The sequence below is a fragment of the Bradyrhizobium sp. genome (genome assembly GCF_035652035.1).
GTDB lineage: Bacteria > Pseudomonadota > Alphaproteobacteria > Rhizobiales > Xanthobacteraceae > Bradyrhizobium.
In genome coordinates, this window is sequence record NZ_DASREO010000086.1 from 17,467 (window position 1) to 35,987 (window position 18,521).

19 protein-coding genes are annotated in these 18,521 nt (G+C 62.1%); 7 read left to right on the forward strand and 12 right to left on the reverse strand.

Features of this window, described 5'->3' with window-relative positions; all coding sequences use genetic code 11:
* The first annotated feature begins 101 nt into the window (after positions 1–101).
* Genes VFB05_RS23365 through VFB05_RS23375 form a run of 3 tightly spaced genes read left to right on the forward strand, consistent with a single transcriptional unit; the run spans position 102 to position 3,618 of the window.
* Positions 102–1,142 carry a branched-chain amino acid ABC transporter permease gene (locus VFB05_RS23365; RefSeq protein WP_325016687.1) on the forward strand — a complete coding sequence of 347 codons (1,041 nt, stop codon included), beginning with the start codon at positions 102–104 and terminating at the stop codon, positions 1,140–1,142.
* Positions 1,142–2,911 (forward strand): branched-chain amino acid ABC transporter ATP-binding protein/permease, encoded by a 1,770-nt coding sequence (locus tag VFB05_RS23370; RefSeq protein ID WP_325016689.1) that lies wholly within the window; start codon positions 1,142–1,144, stop codon positions 2,909–2,911. Before VFB05_RS23365 ends, VFB05_RS23370 begins: the two co-directional genes overlap by 1 nt.
* Positions 2,908–3,618, forward strand: coding sequence for an ABC transporter ATP-binding protein (locus VFB05_RS23375; protein ID WP_325016691.1), 711 nt, complete (start codon positions 2,908–2,910; stop codon positions 3,616–3,618). The genes VFB05_RS23370 and VFB05_RS23375 overlap by 4 nt, the downstream gene beginning before the upstream one ends.
* A 4-nt stretch (positions 3,619–3,622) precedes the next feature.
* Here the strand turns inward: VFB05_RS23375 and VFB05_RS23380 are convergent, their stop codons facing one another.
* The 9 genes from VFB05_RS23380 to VFB05_RS23420 form a co-directional block, all read right to left on the reverse strand.
* Positions 3,623–4,321, reverse strand: a complete 699-nt coding sequence (locus VFB05_RS23380) for a thioredoxin family protein (protein ID WP_325016693.1) — start codon at positions 4,319–4,321, stop codon at positions 3,623–3,625.
* A 332-nt stretch (positions 4,322–4,653) separates the two neighbouring features.
* On the reverse strand, positions 4,654–5,802 hold the full coding sequence (locus VFB05_RS23385; protein WP_325016696.1) for an ABC transporter substrate-binding protein: 1,149 nt from the start codon (positions 5,800–5,802) through the stop codon (positions 4,654–4,656).
* A 53-nt stretch (positions 5,803–5,855) separates the two neighbouring features.
* On the reverse strand, positions 5,856–6,278 hold the full coding sequence (locus VFB05_RS23390) for a thioesterase family protein (RefSeq protein ID WP_325016698.1): 423 nt from the start codon (positions 6,276–6,278) through the stop codon (positions 5,856–5,858).
* On the reverse strand, positions 6,275–7,036 hold the full coding sequence (locus VFB05_RS23395) for an SDR family NAD(P)-dependent oxidoreductase (protein ID WP_325016700.1): 762 nt from the start codon (positions 7,034–7,036) through the stop codon (positions 6,275–6,277). Before VFB05_RS23395 ends, VFB05_RS23390 begins: the two co-directional genes overlap by 4 nt.
* 27 nt (positions 7,037–7,063) lie before the next feature.
* Positions 7,064–8,917 carry a feruloyl-CoA synthase gene (locus VFB05_RS23400; protein WP_325016766.1) on the reverse strand — a complete coding sequence of 618 codons (1,854 nt, stop codon included), beginning with the start codon at positions 8,915–8,917 and terminating at the stop codon, positions 7,064–7,066.
* Between the two features lie 303 nt (positions 8,918–9,220).
* Positions 9,221–9,682, reverse strand: coding sequence for a DUF3237 domain-containing protein (locus VFB05_RS23405; protein ID WP_325016702.1), 462 nt, complete (start codon positions 9,680–9,682; stop codon positions 9,221–9,223).
* A gap of 177 nt (positions 9,683–9,859) precedes the next feature.
* Positions 9,860–11,179 carry a TRAP transporter permease gene (locus VFB05_RS23410; protein WP_325016704.1) on the reverse strand — a complete coding sequence of 440 codons (1,320 nt, stop codon included), beginning with the start codon at positions 11,177–11,179 and terminating at the stop codon, positions 9,860–9,862.
* Positions 11,180–11,186: 7 nt separating this feature from the next.
* Entirely contained in the window at positions 11,187–11,696 is a 510-nt protein-coding gene (locus VFB05_RS23415) for a TRAP transporter small permease (protein ID WP_325016706.1), read from the reverse strand.
* A 25-nt stretch (positions 11,697–11,721) separates the two neighbouring features.
* Positions 11,722–12,738 (reverse strand): TRAP transporter substrate-binding protein, encoded by a 1,017-nt coding sequence (locus VFB05_RS23420; protein ID WP_325016708.1) that lies wholly within the window; start codon positions 12,736–12,738, stop codon positions 11,722–11,724.
* Positions 12,739–13,004: 266 nt separating this feature from the next.
* Between VFB05_RS23420 and pobA the strand changes: the two genes are divergently transcribed.
* Positions 13,005–14,174, forward strand: a complete 1,170-nt coding sequence (gene pobA / locus VFB05_RS23425; RefSeq protein WP_325016710.1) for a 4-hydroxybenzoate 3-monooxygenase — start codon at positions 13,005–13,007, stop codon at positions 14,172–14,174.
* Here pobA and VFB05_RS23430 read toward each other — a convergent pair.
* On the reverse strand, positions 14,171–14,551 hold the full coding sequence (locus VFB05_RS23430; RefSeq protein ID WP_325016713.1) for a DUF6632 domain-containing protein: 381 nt from the start codon (positions 14,549–14,551) through the stop codon (positions 14,171–14,173). The two genes, pobA and VFB05_RS23430, sit on opposite strands and share 4 nt — an antisense overlap.
* A gap of 237 nt (positions 14,552–14,788) precedes the next feature.
* Between VFB05_RS23430 and VFB05_RS23435 the strand changes: the two genes are divergently transcribed.
* Positions 14,789–15,205, forward strand: coding sequence for a PaaI family thioesterase (locus tag VFB05_RS23435; protein WP_325016715.1), 417 nt, complete (start codon positions 14,789–14,791; stop codon positions 15,203–15,205).
* A 10-nt stretch (positions 15,206–15,215) separates the two neighbouring features.
* Here the strand turns inward: VFB05_RS23435 and VFB05_RS23440 are convergent, their stop codons facing one another.
* The gene (locus VFB05_RS23440) at positions 15,216–16,109 is read right to left on the reverse strand and encodes a LysR family transcriptional regulator (RefSeq protein WP_325016717.1); all 894 of its coding nucleotides are present in this window, start codon (positions 16,107–16,109) and stop codon (positions 15,216–15,218) included.
* 104 nt (positions 16,110–16,213) lie between these two features.
* On the opposite strand from VFB05_RS23440, the gene VFB05_RS23445 reads away from it, so the two are divergent.
* Entirely contained in the window at positions 16,214–16,828 is a 615-nt protein-coding gene (locus VFB05_RS23445; RefSeq protein WP_325016719.1) for a pyridoxamine 5'-phosphate oxidase family protein, read from the forward strand.
* Positions 16,829–16,851: 23 nt separating this feature from the next.
* On the opposite strand, the gene VFB05_RS23450 is transcribed toward VFB05_RS23445, so the two are convergent.
* Positions 16,852–17,598, reverse strand: a complete 747-nt coding sequence (locus VFB05_RS23450; protein ID WP_325016721.1) for a glutathione S-transferase family protein — start codon at positions 17,596–17,598, stop codon at positions 16,852–16,854.
* 224 nt (positions 17,599–17,822) lie between these two features.
* Between VFB05_RS23450 and VFB05_RS23455 the strand changes: the two genes are divergently transcribed.
* Complete coding sequence (locus tag VFB05_RS23455) at positions 17,823–18,521, forward strand: YafY family protein (RefSeq protein ID WP_325016723.1); 699 nt, start codon at positions 17,823–17,825, stop codon at positions 18,519–18,521.

An 18,521-nucleotide genomic window follows, 5' to 3' on the forward strand; every position in this document is an offset into this window, starting at 1 on the left:
CCCGGTCTTGTGATTATAACTGATAATTGTTATTCACCATATCAAAATAGCGATGCGGATTTCAACCGCCCCGATGTGAGGGATTTGAGGGGAGCGCCTTTTTGAACACCACCATCGTGCTGTTCCTGCTGCAGGACGGCATTACCAATGGCGCGATCTATGCCCTCCTCGGCCTGGCGCTGGTTCTGGTCTTCGCGGTGACGCGCGTCATCCTGATCCCGCAAGGCGAGTTCGTCACCTATGGCGCGCTGACCTATGCCACGCTCGCCTCCGGACAGGTGCCCGGGACCGCGCGGCTCGTCGTCGCCATGGGCATCGTCGCCTTCGCTCTCGATCTCTTCATGCGCCGTCGATCGCTGCGCCCCGCGCTGATCGGGCAGAGCCTTGCGACCAATATCGTCTTGCCCGTGGCGATCCTCATCCTCACCTTGACGGTCGCCGGCAAGGACACCCCGATCGCGGTCGACATCGCGCTCTCGCTCCTGATCGTGGGCGCGATTGGGCTTTTTCTGTATCGCATCGCCTTTGCGCCGATCGCGCACACGTCCGTGCTGGTGCTCCTGATCGCCGCGGTCGGCTGTCATCTCGCGCTGCAAGGCATTGGCCTTGTCTTCTTCGGCGCCGAAGGCCAGCGCGGTCCACCGCTGTCGAATGCCGCCATCACCATCGATCGCTTGCGCTTCTCCGGCCAGAGCATCGCAGTCTATGCGGTCACGTCAGCACTGATCGTGGCGCTCTGGCTCCTGTTCAGCTTCACGCTCTACGGCAAGGCGCTGCGCGCCACCGCGGTCAATCGCCTCGGCGCGCGGCTGGTCGGTATCCGGACCGCGATGTCGGGACAGATCGCATTCCTGCTGGCCGCCGTCATCGGCGCCATTTCCGGCATTCTCATCGTTCCCATCACCACGCTTTATTACGACACCGGTTTCCTGATCGGGCTGAAAGGCTTTGTCGCCGCGATCATCGGCGGCCTCGTCAGTTATCCCTTGACCGCGATCGCCGCTCTCGTCGTCGGCACCGTGGAGGCTTTCTCGTCGTTCTACGCCAGCAACTTCAAGGAGGTGATCGTGTTCGCGCTGATCATTCCGGTGTTGCTGTTGCGCTCGCTGGCAACGCCCGCCCTCGATGAGGAAGAGGAATAATGCGACAGCGGCTGCCTGTGTTGCTGTTCGCGCTTGTCATGGCGGCCGTGCCGTTCGTGCCCGGCATGCCGCCGTTCTGGATCGTGCTGCTCGACAACATCGGGCTGTCGGCACTGGTCGCGATGGGGCTCGTGCTGCTCACCGGCGTCGGCGGCCTCACATCGTTCGGCCAGGCCGCATTCTGCGGGTTCGGCGCCTACACCACGGCGGTGCTGACCACCGCGTACGGGCTTTCGCCATGGTTGACGCTGCCGCTCTCACTTCTCGTGAGCGGACTCTTTGCTGTCGCACTCGGCCTGATCACCGTGCGGCTCTCCGGGCATTATCTGCCGCTCGGCACCATCGCCTGGGGCCTCGGCCTGTTTTATCTCTTCAGCAAGCTCGAATTCCTCGGCCGCAATGACGGCATCTCCAGCATTCCGCCGCTTGAAATCGGTTCGCTGAAAATGCTCGAGCCGGACACGATCTATTTCGCCATCTGGACCGCGGTGATCGTTTCGGCATGGCTGACGATGAACCTCTTGGATTCCCGCACCGGACGGGCGATCCGCGCGCTGCGGCGCGGCCACGTCGCGGCCGAAGCGTTCGGCATCAGGCCGCCGCGCGCGAAGCTTCTGGTTTTCATCTATGCCGCGGTGCTCGCCGGACTGTCCGGATGGCTCTATGCCCATTTCGAACGCGCCGTGAACCCGACGCCATTCGGCGCCCAGGCCGGCATCGAATATCTTTTTGTCGCCGTGATCGGCGGCGCCGGTTACGTCTGGGGTGGCGTGCTGGGGGCCGCCATCGTCGTGATCCTGAAGGAGATCCTGCAGAGCTATCTGCCATATCTCTTCCACGGCGAGGGCCAGCTCGAGACGATCGTTTTCGGCATGCTGCTGGTGCTGTTGCTGCAGCTCGCACCGAGCGGCGCGTGGCCGTGGCTGATCCGGCGCCTGTCCGTGAAGCCGGATCGCAAGGCGATCGACGCGGCGCTGGTCCTGCCGCCACGTGAAAGGCCTGATACCGCCGGCGGCGCCCTGCTGCGGATCGAGCATGCGAAGAAACAATTCGGAGGCGTGGTCGCGGTCAACGACGTTTCCTTTGGTGTCGACGCGCGCGAGATCGTCGCCTTGATCGGCCCGAACGGCGCCGGCAAAAGCACGACATTCAATCTCATCACCGGCGTGCTCTCGGCTTCCAGCGGCGCGATTTCCGTACTCGGCAAGGCCGTTGACAACGCCACCCCGCAGGAGGTGACAAGGCTAGGCGTCTCCCGCACCTTCCAGCACGTCAAGCTGATCGCCGACATGACCGTTCTCGAAAACGTCGCGATCGGCGCGCATCTGCGCGGACATTCGGGCGCAATCGCCAGCATGCTCCGGCTCGACCGCGGCGACGAAGCAAAATTGCTGGCTGAGGCGGCGCGACAGATCGAGCGCGTGGGGCTCGTCGCGCAAGCGCATATGCTGGCGGGAAGCCTCTCGCTCGGCCAGCAGCGCGTTGTCGAGATCGCCCGCGCGCTGTGCGCCGATCCCGTGCTGCTGCTGCTCGATGAACCGGCGGCAGGCCTGCGCCACATGGAAAAGCAGCGTCTCGCTGCTCTGCTGCGTGAGCTCCGCGACGGCGGCATGTCGGTGCTGCTGGTCGAACACGACATGGGATTTGTCATGAATCTCGCCGACCGCGTCGTCGTGCTCGATTTCGGTACCAAGATCGCCGAAGGCACGCCCGAGGCGATCAAAGCCAACCCCGACGTGATCCGCGCCTATCTCGGAGCAGTGGCATGAGCACACTTCTCCGGGTGAACGATGTGCATATCGCCTATGGCAAGGTCGAGGCAGTGCGCGGCGTGTCGCTCGACGTCGCTGCGAACGAGATCGTCACCATCATTGGCGCCAACGGCGCCGGCAAGACGACGCTGCTCAACGCCATCATGGGCATCCTGCCGCTGAAAGGCGGCGTGAGTTTTGCCGGCAACGATCTGGCGCGGCTCGAGATCGAAGACCGTGTCGCGGCAGGCTTGAGCCTCGTGCCGGAGCATCGCGAGCTGTTCGCCGCCATGAGCGTCGAGGATAATTTGCGGCTCGGGGCGTTTCGAATCGGAAATGCGCTTGCCGCCCAGTCGCTCGAGCGGGTCTTTACGCTATTCCCGAGGCTGAAGGAGCGGCGGCGGCAACTCGCGGGAACGCTCTCCGGCGGCGAGCAACAAATGCTAGCAATGGGCCGCGCATTGATGGGCGCGCCAAAACTGCTGATGCTGGACGAACCAAGCCTGGGGCTCGCGCCGATTATCGTCGCCGACATCTTCCGCACCGTCTCGGAACTCCGCGCAAGCGGCGTCTCGGTGCTATTGGTCGAGCAGAATGCGCAGGCCGCGCTGCAAATCGCCGACCGCGCCTATGTCATGGAACTCGGCGAGTTCGTGCTCCAGGGCGCGGCTAAAGATGTCGCGAGCAATGCGCGTGTCGCAGAAAGCTATCTTGGGGTCGGCTAGCGCTTCAATACTGATCGTGCCGGCGGACCCATCTCATCGGGAAGTCGTAACCGTCCTCGTCACGACCCTTGGGAACGAGATCGAGGAACTGGTAGGCGCCGTTGACCGTGTCGATGCCGCGGCTGTAGCAGGAATAACTGTGAAATACCTGGCCTGAAGCATCCTTGGCGAAGATGCTGATTCCCTGCTCATCCGATACGGTAATGGGGTGGCGCCTGTAATTGTAATACGCCTCGCCTGCTGCGACCTCCTCTGGCGTGAACGAGACGTGATAGTCGAAGTTGAAATCATTCTCGCCCGATGACACCCACGGGAAGCTCCAGCCCATGCGCTTCTTGAACGCATCGATTTTGGCGTACGGTGCGCGTGATATGGCCACCAGCGTCGTATCGCGGTGATTGAGATGGATCGAGATGCCATTGAAGTTGTCTGCCCAGAAAGAGCATGACTTGCATCCTTCCTTCCAATCAGGGCCAAACATAAAGTGGTAGACAATCAGTTGGGAGCGCCCATCGAACAGATCGGAAAGCAAGAGCCTGCCGTTCGGTCCTTCAAACCAGTAGGTTTTTTCCACGCGCTCCCAGGGCAAGGCCTTCCGACGCCGCGTCAGGACATCGCGTTGCCGCATGAACTCTTTCTCGGCTGCGAGCAAGTCACGGCGCGCCTCCAGCCATTCCTGATGCGACACGATCTGGTTCTGCATATCTCGCCTCCAGCATTGATCTGCTCCGTCGCATCGGAGTGGTGGACGAATTTATGACTGACCCGTCAGTCGATGAGAGCGATGCTCCGGGCGGACAGGCCAACTACCAATCGACACTTGCGATACTCGTTCCCTCGCCTCGCGACAGTCCTTAACTCCGCGGTCGAGACAACCGTCGGGAGCCCGTGACCGATTTTCGCGTTCATCGCTTAGTTCGTGTGAGTTGCGTGCCGAATCAAAAGCGGCGCTCTCTCGCAAAGGAGAAGGAGCGCCGCGAGCAGCCAGTTTTCAGCCTGGATATTCGCCGCCGAGATCTCCCTCGGCCGCGCGCCTCACATCGCCGGGACGTACTTGCCGTTCTTTACTGTCAGCAGGATACGTGAGCGGTCGTCGAGGCCGGAGCGATCCTTTTCCGTCCAGTTGTAGACGCCTTGCGTCGCCGCGATCTCGTGCTCGCTCATGAAGGCCTGGCGGATCGCTTCGCGAAACTCCGGCGTACCGGGCTTGGCTGTTTTCAACGCCACCGGGATCACGCGTTTCAAGACCTCGAACGCGTCATAGGAATGTCCGGCGAACTGGCTGCGGGTGTTGGGGCCATATTTCGCCTCATAGGCCGTGTCGAGCGCGAGGCCCGGCTTCTTGGTCAGCGCTGAATCCGCCTGGCCTTCCGGATTCATCACCGGACCCGAGGCCATGATCACACCTTCCGCCGCAGGGCCTGCGATGCGGATGAAGTCCATGCTGGCCGCGCCGTGTGTCTGATAGATCAGGCCTTTATAGCCGCGATCGCGCAAGCTTGTTTGCGGCAGCGCGGCGGCGGTGCCGGAAGCGCCGACCAGGACCGCATCCGGATTGGCCGCCACGAGCTTCAAGACCTGACCGGCGACTGATGTATCCGGCCGCGCAAAGCGCTCCTCGTCGACCAGCGTCAGCGCCATCGGCTCGGCCTGCTTTTTGAAATCGTTGAACCAGAGATCGCCGTAGGAATCAGAATAGCCGATATATCCGACGGTTTTGACGTTATGCGCCTTCATGTGCTCGTAGATCACCTTGCCCATGATCGGCACCGGCTGCGGCAGCACGACCGACCACTTGGCGCGCTCGGGCGTCAGCGGGAACGGCGCGAGCGCCAGGTGCGGAATGCCGGCTTCGCTTGCGACGTTCGAGACCGCGATCGTCGGCGGGGTCGTCGACGAGCCAAGGATGACGTCGGCCTTGGATTCGGTGACGAAGCGGCGCGCATTGGTGGTGGCATTGGTGGGATCACCGCCGTCGTCGAGCACGATGACCTTGAGCGGCACGCCCGCGATCTCCTTCGGCACAAAATCGAGCGCGTTGCGCTCGGGCACACCGAGCGCGGCCGCGGGCCCCGTGGTGGAAATCGAGATGCCGATGGTGATTTCGTTCGATTGCGCGGCCGCCGGCAAAGCGGGCAACGCGAACACCGCCGCAGCGACAGCAACGAGAGACAGTCTGTTCATCAATTCCTCCCTTTTCGCTTTGTTATCCTATCGATTGGCTCCGGCAGATCGAGCTATCCTTTGGTGAATTTCGCCACCATCTCGTCGGGCATCGGCGCCGATTTCAGCCTGTTCGGGTCGTCCGGGTGAGGCCCGACCAGCACCCGCGTCTCGAACGCCTCGATCGCGAGCGCGTCGGCCTTGAACACCTTGTGCGTGACCTCGAAGCTTGAGCGCTTGACGCTCTCGATCCGGGTCTCGATCGTGATCCAGTCGCCATGGGTCGAGGCGATGTAGAATTTCGCCCGTGTGTCGACCATGGGAATGCCGACAAGGCCGTATTTCTTGACGAGGTCCTGCTTGGAAAAGCCGGCCGCCTCGAACAGGATCGAGGTCGAGTCGTCGAACATCGCGAAATAGCGCGGGTAATAGACGATGTTGGCGGGGTCGCAATCGCCCCACTGGATCTGCACATCTCTGCGGTGAACGAACGTCATTTCGGCGCCATGCGAAGCGACGCGTCGAGGCGCACCACTTCGCCGTTCAGGTAAGGGTTGTCGATCATCTGCATCACGAGCGAGGCAAATTCGCTCGGATCGCCCAGGCGGCGCGGAAACGGAATCGAGGCGGCGAGCGAATCCTGCGCCTCCTGCGGCAACATCGCGAGCAGCGGCGTCAGGAACAGGCCCGGCGCAATTGCCAGCACGCGAATGCCGAACTGCGCCAGTTCGCGCGCGATCGGCAGCGTCATCGAAACGATGCCGCCCTTGGAGGCCGAATAGGCCGATTGCCCGATCTGGCCGTCATAGGCGGCGACCGAAGCGGTCGAGACCACCACGCCGCGCTCGCCGTTTTCCAGCGGCGCAAGCTTCGACATTTCGGCGGTCGCGAGCCGCAGCATGTTGAAGGAGCCGATGAGATTGACCTTGATGACCCGCTCGAAATCGGCAAGCGCCATCGGCCCCTCGCGGCCGACCACCCGCTTGGCAACGCCGATGCCGGCGCAATTGATCAAGACCCGCGCCGGACCATGGGCCTTCGCCACAGCCGCGATCGCCGCCTCCGCCGAGACGCTGTCGGCCACATCGCAGGTCACCGCGACGCCGCCGATCTCCTCGGCTACCGTCTCGGCGAGCTTGGTGTTGAGGTCGCAAACGGCAACTTTCGCGCCCTCCCTGGCGAGCCGGCGCGCGGTCGCCGCACCCAGTCCCGAGGCGCCGCCGGTGACGATTGCGGCCTGATCTTTCAACTGCATGCTTTCCTCCTGCAAGAAGCCACTGGCTTAAGGCGTTATCACGTCGGCGGCCAGCTTCGATGAATAAAGCATCTCGACCAGCTCGCGGCGGTGGTCAAGCACCGCGCGCTGGTTGACCGAACCCTTGTCGGTGACCTCGCCGCGATCGATTGACAGCGGTACGGCGAGCAGCAGCGCGCGCGTGATCTTTGTCGAAGAACCGGTTGCCGCCGACTGAAATGCCGTAAACCTCTCGCGAAAGACCCTGCGCACCTCCTTGTCGCGCGCGCAAATGCCGACGTCGTTCGACCGCAGCGCCGGATTGATCTGGCGGCAGCCGTCAGGATCGAGCACGACCAGGGCGGCAATCTCATCGCGGTTGATGCCGGCGATCACGGCGTCGCGCACCAGCGGAGCGCACGCCGCGATGAAGCGCGCGCGCAGCGGACCGACGCTGACCCAGGTGCCGCTCGCGAGCTTGAAATCCTCGGCGATGCGGCCGTCGAAGTCGAAGCCGGCATGCACATTGTTCGCATCGGCGGGCTTGAGCGAATCGCCAAGCTTGTAGAAGCCTTCGTCGTCGAAGGCGGCTTCGGTCATATCGGCCTGCCGCCAATAGCCCGGTGTCACGTTCGGTCCCCTGGCGCGCACTTCGAGCTTGCCATTGTTGGGCACGAGCTTCGCTTCATTGCCGGGCACAGGCAGCCCGATATGGCCGGATCGGCTGGTCCGCGGATTGACGGACATGAAGAAAGGCGCGGTCTCGGTCGCGCCGAGCCCGGTCAGCATCGGCACGCGCGCGCCCGTGGCCTGCACGGACAATTCGTCGAGACCGTTCCAGATGTGCGGCGCAAGGGCTGCGCCCGAGAAGAACATCGCATGCAGCCTCCCGAAGAATTTATCGCGCAGGGCAACGTCGTCGCGCAGATAGGGCAGAAGCGATTCATAACCCTTCGGGACGTTGAAATAGACCGTCGGAGAGATCTCGCGCAGATTGCGCACCGTCTCCTCGATACCGCCCGGCACCGGCTTGCCGGCGTCGAGATACATCGAGCCGCCGTTGTACAGTGTAAGCCCGATATTGTGGTTGCCGCCAAAGGTGTGGTTCCAGGGCAGCCAGTCGACGATCACCGGCGGCTCGCCTTTGAGGAAAGACATCGTCTCGCGGATCATCACCTGGTTGGCGCAGATCATCCTTTGCGTATTGATCACCGCCTTGGGATTGCCGGTCGAACCGGACGTGAGCAGGAATTTGGCGATGGTATCGGGCCCGATCGCCTCATGCGCGGCGTCGAGGCCGGGATGCAGCGGCGTCGCGGCCAATTCGGCGAGCCGCGTGACTGCGCGGCCGTCCAGGACGCCGCGCGAGGTGACAATCTCGGTGTCATCGCCAACATTGGCTTGCAGCGTCGCCGCGAACTGCGCGGCATCATCGGCGAAGACAAGTCCCGGCGTGAGCAGCTTCATCAGATAGGAAAGCTTGCCGTAGTCCTTCGAGATCAGGGAATAGGCCGGCGACACCGGGCAGTACGGCACGCCGGCATAGAGCGCGCCGAAGGCCACAAGCGCATGGTCGATCGAGTTGCCGGAGAGGATGAGGAGCGGCCGTTCGGCCGAGAGACCGCGGGAAAGCAAGCCCGATGCGATGTGGCGGCTTACTTTCAGCAGTTCGACATAAGTGACCTTGCGCCAACTGCCATCGCCGTCCCGTTCCGCCATGAAGACGCGATCCGGCGTGGCGCTCGCCCAGTGGTGCAGCCGATCGGTGATGCGGACGGGGTATTCCGGCAGAGCGCGAAGGGGACGCAGATAGGTGGTGCCATCGGCGCGGCGATCGACCGACACCGCCGGATCGCCGAACGAAATCAGGCGCAAGGGATGCGTGCCGCCGCCGGGCGGCATCGTGCCACCCTTTGACTGCAAGGACAGGTCGGCTTCCGCGCTCATGTCCAGTGCTCTCCTCCCGAATAGTTATGTTTTATAACTAATTTGCCGGGAGTCAATAATTTCGCGAGGATCCCTCATCCCGAGGAGCCGCGAAGCGGCGTCTCGAGGGATGGCTGTTGGCCTCATGGTTCTCCCGGCGATACGAAGTATCGTCCGGCGACGCGCACTTAATATTATTGCGCCGTTCGCTAACGGCCTCGCGCTGCTTGGCCTGCTCGGGCGCGGCGCGCTCCTCACCACGAGGGTCCAAACGAGCGCTCAAAGCACCTGATGGACGTCGATCACGACCCGCGAGGCGTGGCGGGCGGCGGATGCAACGAACAGGCTCTGCATCAGCCAACGGTATTTTGCAGCTCCGGTTTCGAACCGCGGCACGGTGCGGAAATAGATCAGCGCGGGATCGACCGCCTCGCCGCGGTTGAGCTTCTGGATCAGTTCCGCCGGGCCGCAACGGATGCCGCGGTTTTCCACATAGATCACCGCGCCGTCATCCGTCTCGATCGCATATTTCGCTTCCAGCTCGATCGAGGAATCCGGTCGGACGATCTGGAAGTCCGCGCCAAAGGCGAGAACCTTGCCGTTGAGGTTCTTGCCCCTCACCTCGCCGCCAATGATTGGAATGATGCGGCGCTCGCCGAAGCCGAGGTCGCCGGCCGATGTGACACCGGCGACATGGGCGGTGATGGTGAAGGCATATCGGGTCGCAAGCGCAGGTTCCATGGGATCAATGCCTCCATTGCTTCCGCCGTCCTTCGAGACGCATCGCATCGCGCGATGCTCCTCAGGACGAGGTCCTCATGGTGAGGAGCGCGGTCGCGTCCGAGCAGGTCGAGCGTCAGTGAGACCGTCAGCGAACGACGCAAATCAAAAACAGCGCGTCTCGAACCATGAGTAAATCTAGCGAGCCATCATCTGCTGCGGCAACCAGGTCGCCAGCAGCGGAAACGCAATCAGAATGAGCAGGCGAAGGATATCGGTCAACACGAAGGGAATCACGCCCTTGAAGATCGTGGTGAAGGAGACGTCCTTGACCACGCTCTTGATGACAAAAACGTTCATGCCGACCGGCGGATGGATCAGGCCGAGTTCGACCGTCATCACGATGATGACACCGAACCAGATCGGATCAAAGCCGAGCTGCGAGACGACCGGAAAGATGATCGGCACGGTGAGGATGATCATCGCCATGGCGTCCATCAGGCAACCAAGCACGAGATACATCACCATGATGACGGCCAAGACGCCGTAGCTGCCAAGGCCAAGTCCGGTGAGGAACTCCGTCACCTTTTGCGGCGTCTGCGTCACCGTCAGGAAATAACCGAAGATCAAGGCGCCGATCAGCACCGTAAACACGGCCGCCGCGGTCCGCGTTGCCTGCAACAGCGACGCGAGGATTTTCTCCCTGTCGAGCCGGCCGGTAAAAATGCCGATCAGGAACGCGCCGGAGGCGCCGACGCCGCCGGCCTCTGTCGGCGTGAAGCGCGGCAGAAAAGGCAGGCCATAGAGGCCGCCGATGACAAAGATGAACAAGAGGACCGGCGCCCAGATATCCTTCAGCGCAGCAAGACTCTCGCGCCAGCTCATCGGCGTTCCCTTCGGCAGGAAGCCGGGCCGCAAGGTGCCGATCAACGCGATGGTGATCATGTACATGGTCATCGCGAGCAGGCCCGGGATGATGCCGGCCATAAACAGCTTGCCGATGTCCTGCTCGGTGATGATGCCGTAGACCGCAAGCACGGTCGACGGCGGCAGCATCGCGCCGAGCGTCCCGCCTGCCGCAATCACGCCAGTAGCAAAGGATTGCGGATAGCCGAAGCGACGCATTTCCGGATAGGCGACGGCTGAAAACGTCGCGGCTGTCGCGACCGACGAACCGCAGATCGCGGCAAAGCCGCCGCAGGCCGCGACCGTCGCGATGCCGAGACCGCCGCGCAGATGTCCGACAAAGCCGTTGGCGGCGCGAAACAGGTCGCGGCTCATGCCGGAATGGCTGACGAGCGTTCCCATCAAAAGAAACATCGGGATCACACCGAACGTATAGTCGGTCACGGTGCGCATCGAGGTCTGGCCGACCAGTTTCAGCGCCGGCGTGCCGCCGACGAGATAGCTGAAGCCGGACACGCCGACGAGGCCCATCGCCATGCCGACCGGCACGCGCAACAGCATCAGCGCGAACAGCGCGACAAAGCCGATGATGGCGACGGCATCGGTGCTCATGCCGCGCTCACTCCGTGCTCTTGAGTTGGGGATCGTGCATGTCTTCAGGATGGAAGATCAGCCGATAGGTTCGGATCGCAATCAGCAGCACCGCCGAGATGTCGCCGATCCACGCCACCGCAAAGAATGGCCAGGTCGGCATGTGCAGATCGAAGGTGGCGACATGGTCCCGATAGGTGCCGCGCACTTTGTCAAACAGCGTGTACGTCTGCACTGTCACCACGAACAACAGCACCAGCGTCGCGAACACGTCGATCCAGCGCTGGTATCTCGGACCGACATTGCCCCAGACCAGATCGACCGTGATGTGGGTGCCGCGATAACTGGTCGCGGCGATGCCCCAGAAAATCAGGATGCCGAGCAGCATCCGTCCTATGTCGAAGGAATCCGGGATCGCGTAGTTGAAGAGATTGCGCAGCAGGACCGAGACGAAGATGTCGATGGCGACGAGGCCGACAAAGCCGGCCGCGATCCATTCGATCGCATCGATGAAGCGATCCATGAAATGGCGCGTCATGTCTCGCTCCGACGAAGCAGCGGGGTTATGGTGTCAGGGCGTTGTACTTGGTGAGCGAGGCCTTCAATTCCGAAAGCGCCGCGTCAGGGTCCACGCCGGTCTTGCGGACGCCGTCGCTCCAGGTTTTCACCAAAGGCTCGGCCGCCTTCTTCCACGCCGCGGTTTGTTCCGCCGTCAGCGCGTAAACTTCCTGGCCGGGCTCGGCTTTGACCTTGTCGAGGCCTGCGTCCTCGAACTTGCCCCAGGGTTCGCCGACGCGCCCCGCAGCCTCGGTGTTGCAGTTGTCGTCGATCGCCTTCTTCTGCCGGTCCGACATTTCGTCGTATTTGTCCTTGTTCATGACGAAGACGAAGGTCGTGACATAGAGCGGCGCGTCCATGTGGAATTTCGTCACCTTGTCGATGCCGAACAGCACCAGCGATCCCCAGGGGAAGGTGACGGCATCGGCGACGCCGCGCTCGATGATGTCGCGCACTTCCGGCGCCGACGACTGCACGTTGGTACCGCCGAGCAGCGTCACGAAGTTGGCGATCGTCGCATCAGCGGGGCGGATCTTCATGCCCTTGATGTCCTCGGGCACGACGACCTTCTTGGTGCGGGAATGAAACGACGATGGCGCGTGGATGAAGGCGAGACAGAACTTGACGTCCTTCATCTCCTTCGCGGCATATTTGCGATACCAGGCGTCCAGTCCCATCGAGCCGCCCTTGGCGCTCGACATCAGGAACGGCAGCTCGCCGGCGCCGATGATCGGGAAACGACCGGGCTGATAGCCGGGATTAACGTAGGTCACGTCGGCGATGCCGTCACGCGCCATATCGTAATGATCGAACGCCTTGCCGAGTTGTTGTGCGGGAAAGACCTTGTAGTGAATGGTGCCGCCGGACTCCTTCTCGACCGCGGCGCCCCAATCCTCCAGCGCCTTTTGCAGCGGATGCGACGCGGGCACCCAGTGCGAGATCTTCAGGTCGAAGGTTTTTTCCTGCGCCATGGCCGGCGAGGCGAGCGCAGCCAGCAGCACGGCGAGCAAGGCCTTGTTCATCGATCACTCCCTTTGGATGAAGGCAGGCTTTGATCAGCGATCAGCCGCTCTTTTATTTAACATGTTATAGAAGGTTTCACTGCCGTTTCAAGACGAGCCGCGGACTCCGTGCGATATGCGAACGGGAATTATCCTCGTAGTCTCGGAGAACACCCGATTGAACTTACGTACGGTGCTTTTGCGCAACCGTTATATGATATAACTACTACCAGCGTTTGGGGATTGCGGCCACCGTCGCAAAGTTAGACTATCGGGGAGGGACACTATTGCGGACCAAAGTCGCGATCATCGGTGCGGGCCCGGCGGGCCTTTTGCTTGGGCAGTTGCTGCACACCTACGGCATCGACAACGTGATCCTGGAGCGCCACACGGGCGAATACGTGCTCGGCCGCATCCGCGCCGGTCTGCTTGAAGAAGGCACCGTCGCGCTGCTCGACAGGGTCGGCGCCGGCGGACGCGCGCATCACGAAGGCCTGGTCCATGAAGGCATCGAGCTTGCTTTCGGTGGCGAGCGCCATCGCATCGATCTGCACGGCCCCACCGGCAAGACCGTGATGATCTATGGTCAGACCGAAGTCACGCTCGACCTGATGAATGCGCGGCAGGCGGCCGGACTGACCAGCATCTATGAGGCCGACCACGTCAAGCCGATCGATTTCGACACCGACCATCCCCGCCTCTCCTACGTCAAGGACGGCGTGACGCACGAAATCGACTGCGACTTCATCGCCGGCTGCGACGGCTATCACGGCATCAGCCGCGCCAGCGTCAAACCCTCCGCCATCGAAACGTTCGAGCGCGTGTACCCGTTCGGCTGGCTCGGCATCCTGTCCGAGACCCCGCCGGTCAGCCATGAGCTGATCTATTCCAATCATGAGCGCGGATTTGCGCTCTGCACCATGCGCTCGACCAGGCGCAGCCGTTACTACGTGCAGTGTCCGCTCGACGACCATATCGACCAGTGGCCGGACGACAGGTTCTGGGATGAACTCAAGCGGCGCGTCGATCAGAAAGCAGCCGATGAACTTGTCGTCGGGCCCTCGATCGAAAAGAGCATCGCGCCGTTGCGCAGCTTTGTCGCCGAGCCGATGCGGTTCGGCCGGATGTTCCTCGCTGGCGACGCCGCACACATCGTGCCGCCAACCGGCGCCAAGGGATTGAACCTTGCGGCGTCCGATGCGCATTATCTCGCGCAGGCGTTCCGCGAATATTACGACGAGAAATCCTCCGCCGGCATCGACGCCTATTCCGCCAAGGCCCTGTCGCGGGTCTGGAAAGCCGTGCGCTTCTCGTGGTGGATGACGTCGATGCTGCACAAGTTTCCGGACAACGGCGCCTTCGGCGCGCGAATTCAGCTCGCCGAGCTCGACTATGTCGTAAACTCAAAGGCCGCCGCTGCTTCACTCGCGGAGAACTACGTCGGCTTGCCGTTCTAGGCGCTCGCGGTCTTCGACCGCGGTATCAGCACTGCGAGCAGGATCGCGGCAATAAACAGCGCCGGCACGTCGCCGATCAGATGGCCGTATTCCATCGGATCCTGGATCGACTGGATCGCCATGATGCCGCCATGCACGACGCTCGACCACACCGTAAACCAGATCAGGCTGCGGTGATTGAGCGGATCGCGCGAGGCGAGCAGCAGAAAGACGCCGAGCGTCGCGTAGACGCCGACAATCATCATCGCGTAGTGGGAATGTCCGTGTCCCCAGGCCCAGCCCGACGGCCACAGAATCATCAGCGGATAGACGGCAAGGATAAAAATCAGACCGACCGCAATCAAGGCAAGCCGAAGAAAGAACATTCGATCCGACATATTCCCCTCCCCATTGACGGCCTCATTTTCCGGCGTTTCTACCGGCCCAGAAACGATAGCACGGACAGCGGCGCGGGTCAGTTCCTCACTTGGGTGAGGCTCGCGCTTTATTTCACGCAAGACGCGAATGCGCGAACCGTTTCGAACGTCAGTGCAAATCCCGTTTAAAACTTTGTAGGCGGTGATTTTCGCCGCTCGCTGATCTTCAATGGCAGCTCATCAGCATGCGAGCCGCCCATGACATCCGCCAATATCCCTGAAGGCTTCGAACCGCATTTTCGCAAGAGCCCCTTCACCGATCCCTGGGAGCCGCTCTATTCGAAGCGAACCGAGAAGGCCGTGATCATGGGATTGCGGCTGGCGAAGCCGCATACCAATGCGCGCGGCCTCATCCATGGCGGGCTGATCGCCTCCCTTGCCGACAACGCGATGGGCTATAGCTGCGCGCAGGCAACGGACTGGGTCACCTCGTTCGTGACGATTTCCTTGGCCGTCGATTTCACGGGCAGCGCTGAGATCGGTCAGTGGCTTTCCGTCGAAAGCGACGTTATCCGCACCGGGAGCACGATTTGCTTCGCGCAGAGCCTGATCAAGGCCGACGACATCGTGATTGCGCGGGCAAGCGGGACGTTCCGCGTCGTGAAGAAGCAATAGGCACCCTCGCTCAGCCAAAGTGCCAGTCGCTGACCTCGACAACGAGATCGATGAAGGCGCGCACCTTCGCCGACAACAGCCGCGAGGTCGGATAGACGACATGGATCGGAAACGGCGGCTGTTCGAATTTCGCCAGCACGATTTTCAGCCGTCCGCGCTTGATCGCATCCGCGGCCTGGTAGGCGAGCACACGCGTCAGGCCGCCACCGGCGGCCGCATACTGGATCGCGGCGTCCGCGCTGTTGGTCATCAGGCGGGGAACGGGGGCGATCCGGATCTCCTTGCCATCACGCACGAAACGCAAATCCGGCGATGCCATGGTGGCGCCGAACTGAATCGTCTGGTGAGATTTGATCGCTTCCGGCGTCTTCGGCTCGCCATGCGCCTTGAGATAGCCGGGCGATGCAACCACGATGCGGCGCATCTCGCCGACATGGCGCGCCACCAGACTGGAATCGGCGAGATGACCGATCCGCACGCCGAGGTCGACGCCATCCTCGACCAGGTTGACGACGCGATCGGTCAGCCGCAGTTCGCCGGACACCTCCGGATAGCGCTTGAGATATTCGGACATCACGGGGCTAACGTGGAGCCGCCCGAACCCGATCGGCGCCGATACGACGAGCCTCCCGCTCGGCCTGGTGCGCTCGTCCTTGATCGAAGCCTCGGCTTCCTCGACATCGGCGAGAATTCGCCTGACACGCGCAAGGTAGCGCGCACCGGCATCGGTCAAGGCAACAGACCGCGTGGTCCGCTGCAACAGCCGGGCGCCGAGATGCTCTTCGAGCGAAGCGATCAGCCGCGTTACCGCAGAGGGTGACAGCTTGAGTTTGCGGGCGGCCGGCGCAAAACCCTCGAGGTCCGCGACCGCCAGAAAGGCCTGCATGGCGTCGATGCGATCCATGGCATTATTTCATAATACGCAATGATCTGCTGTCAATCGTATCAATTGTTTTGCGATGAAAAAGGCCTCATTTGTAAAGCCGGAACCGGACACGGAGGCTTCCGATGTCAGAACTGCAAACCTATTCCAGCGACGTCCCATTCACGGCGGCCGTGAAGGCCATTCAGGAACGCAAAGGATCGCGTGCGGCTTACGCCGAGCGGGGCGATTGGCGCACCGAGATCGACGAAAATCTGGCGGCGTTCCTGGGCGAGGCCAACAGCTTTTATCTCGCAACCGCCTCGGCGGACGGACAGCCCTACATCCAGCACCGCGGCGGGCCGAAGGGCTTCGTCAAAATCCTCGACAAGAATACGCTCGCCTTCGCCGACTATGCGGGCAACCGGCAATACATCACCCAAGGCAATCTGTCGGAAAATCCCAAGGCCTATATCTTCGTGATGGACTATGCCCATCGCCGCAGGGTGAAGCTCTGGGGCGAGGCAAAGGTCGTCGAGGACGATCCGGCGCTGCTGCAATCGCTGATGCCGAAGGGTTACAAGGCCCGCCCCGAACAGGCGATCCTGTTCCGGATGGCGGCGTGGGACACCAACTGCCCGCAGCACATCCCGCAGAAGTTTGATGCCGCTGACGTCGCCGCGGCCCTTTCCGCGCGCGATGCGCGGATCGCCGAGCTGGAGGCGGAGGTTGCTGCGCTGAAAGGCCAACCCGCCTCCTGACTTTAAAGTTTACGCGAAGCGATTCATTCTGCCGCCTGGAACTGTGTTAGCTCGCGAAGCGGCGTCCAGGCAAAGTCCGGATAATATTGCTCCATCATCCGATCGGCATAGGCGACGAGATTGTCGAATTGCTGGGCGCGATCGCGCAGCGGGGATTCGAAGAACGGGGTGAGGATCCCCGCCACAATGGCAAACGCGGTTGCATCAGCGCCGCACGGCGTATCGCCCATCAGATAGCGCTTGTCGCCGAGCTGGACGGAGAGCGCGAGCAGCGAGCGAATCGCCAGATCGGTATCTTCATCCGGCGCGTGGCGGCCAAGGCCGCTGATCAGATAGTTCTCGGCGACGCGAAACTGTGCGTCCTCGCGCAGCTTCTCGCGCATATGCGCCGGAGCAGCGTCGAAGAAATGTGCTGGTCCCTTGGCGAAATTCTCTGGATCCGTCCAGCGTGCGCCGACCAGCGCCCAGTACAGGTGGTGCTCGATCAGGCGCTCGAACGCCCAGGCCTGCGCGCGGGCTTGCAAATTCAACGGCGCGTCGAAATCGAAACCGTATTTGGCCTCGATATGGGCGCGGATGAAGGTGGAATCGGCGATGGTCTCCGTGCCATCCTGGATATAAGGCAGCTGCCCCTTGGGCGAGGCCGTTGGCCTTGCCTTTTCCTTGACATAGCCGAGGCCCGCCATCTTGAGCTGGACCTCTGTCTTGGTCACGAATGGGCTGATTTCCGGCAGGCCGAAGCCGGCGCCAAAGCCATAAACCGTGATCAATGGATCACTCCTTTTTCCCTGAGAAGCCGCTTCAGACTAGCCACTCCCTGCTGCCACCGTGGTGTCAGCAGTGGCGACCAGGTCGTCCATAGGTCGAGGCCGTAGAGTATGATCATGGGACAAACCCCTCTCGATTTCAGTGTTGTCCCTTTATACTTGCCAGCTGCTGCCAACATGGTGTCAGCATCCGACAGCGCCTCTCGAAAAAGATACGAGCTCTTGCCATGCGACGTGCCGATCGTTTGTTCCAGATCATTCAGGTGCTAAGGCGCACCCGAAAGCCGCTGACGGCGGACGCAATCGCGGCCGAGCTCGAAACCTCGAAGCGCACGATCTATCGCGATATCGCGACCTTGATGGAGCAGCGCGTGCCGATCCGCGGCGAGGCCGGCATGGGATATATTCTAGAGAAGGGATTCGACCTGCCGCCGTTGATGCTGACGCCCGACGAGATCGAGGCCGCGGTGCTGGGCGCGCAATGGGTCGCCGGTCATGCCGACGAGGCGCTGTCGCGTGCTGCCGCCGACCTCATCGCCAAGATCTCCGAAACAGTGCCGGAGCGGCTCAGACCATTCGTACTTGAACCGGCGAGCCGCGCTCGGCCGGCCTGGCGCAAGGAGCCCGACCGCATCGACATGGCGCGGACGCGAACGCAAATCCACGAAGGCAAGAAAATGGCGCTGCGTTATCGCGACGAACAAGGCCGTGACAGCGAGCGCACGATCTGGCCAATCGCGATCGGCTATCTCGAAGCCGTGCGCCTGCTCGCCGCGTGGTGCGAACTGCGCCGCGACTTTCGCAGTTTCCGCACCGACCGTGTCATCGACGCCGTTTATCTGGAGGAAAAATATCCGGAGCGGCGCGATCTGCTGCGGGCGAAATGGCGGCGTAGTCTCGTCTGGGAAGCCCCGAGCGACATCTGA

Bases quoted from the DNA above. Each gene is read 5' to 3' on its own strand.
- VFB05_RS23395 (WP_325016700.1), bottom strand. From the start codon at position 7,036: ATGCAGTTGAAAGATCAGGCCGCAATCGTCACCGGCGGCGCCTCGGGA.
- VFB05_RS23455 (WP_325016723.1), top strand. From the start codon at position 17,823: ATGCGACGTGCCGATCGTTTGTTCCAGATCATTCAGGTGCTAAGGCGC.
- VFB05_RS23415 (WP_325016706.1), bottom strand. From the start codon at position 11,696: ATGACGCGCCATTTCATGGATCGCTTCATCGATGCGATCGAATGGATC.
- VFB05_RS23400 (WP_325016766.1), bottom strand. From the start codon at position 8,917: ATGCCGCCCGGCGGCGGCACGCATCCCTTGCGCCTGATTTCGTTCGGC.
- VFB05_RS23380 (WP_325016693.1), bottom strand. From the start codon at position 4,321: ATGCAGAACCAGATCGTGTCGCATCAGGAATGGCTGGAGGCGCGCCGT.
- VFB05_RS23435 (WP_325016715.1), top strand. From the start codon at position 14,789: ATGACATCCGCCAATATCCCTGAAGGCTTCGAACCGCATTTTCGCAAG.
- VFB05_RS23375 (WP_325016691.1), top strand. From the start codon at position 2,908: ATGAGCACACTTCTCCGGGTGAACGATGTGCATATCGCCTATGGCAAG.
- VFB05_RS23390 (WP_325016698.1), bottom strand. From the start codon at position 6,278: ATGACGTTCGTTCACCGCAGAGATGTGCAGATCCAGTGGGGCGATTGC.
- VFB05_RS23445 (WP_325016719.1), top strand. From the start codon at position 16,214: ATGTCAGAACTGCAAACCTATTCCAGCGACGTCCCATTCACGGCGGCC.
- VFB05_RS23370 (WP_325016689.1), top strand. From the start codon at position 1,142: ATGCGACAGCGGCTGCCTGTGTTGCTGTTCGCGCTTGTCATGGCGGCC.
- VFB05_RS23385 (WP_325016696.1), bottom strand. From the start codon at position 5,802: ATGAACAGACTGTCTCTCGTTGCTGTCGCTGCGGCGGTGTTCGCGTTG.
- VFB05_RS23410 (WP_325016704.1), bottom strand. From the start codon at position 11,179: ATGAGCACCGATGCCGTCGCCATCATCGGCTTTGTCGCGCTGTTCGCG.
- VFB05_RS23405 (WP_325016702.1), bottom strand. From the start codon at position 9,682: ATGGAACCTGCGCTTGCGACCCGATATGCCTTCACCATCACCGCCCAT.
- VFB05_RS23440 (WP_325016717.1), bottom strand. From the start codon at position 16,109: ATGGATCGCATCGACGCCATGCAGGCCTTTCTGGCGGTCGCGGACCTC.
- VFB05_RS23430 (WP_325016713.1), bottom strand. From the start codon at position 14,551: ATGTCGGATCGAATGTTCTTTCTTCGGCTTGCCTTGATTGCGGTCGGT.
- VFB05_RS23420 (WP_325016708.1), bottom strand. From the start codon at position 12,738: ATGAACAAGGCCTTGCTCGCCGTGCTGCTGGCTGCGCTCGCCTCGCCG.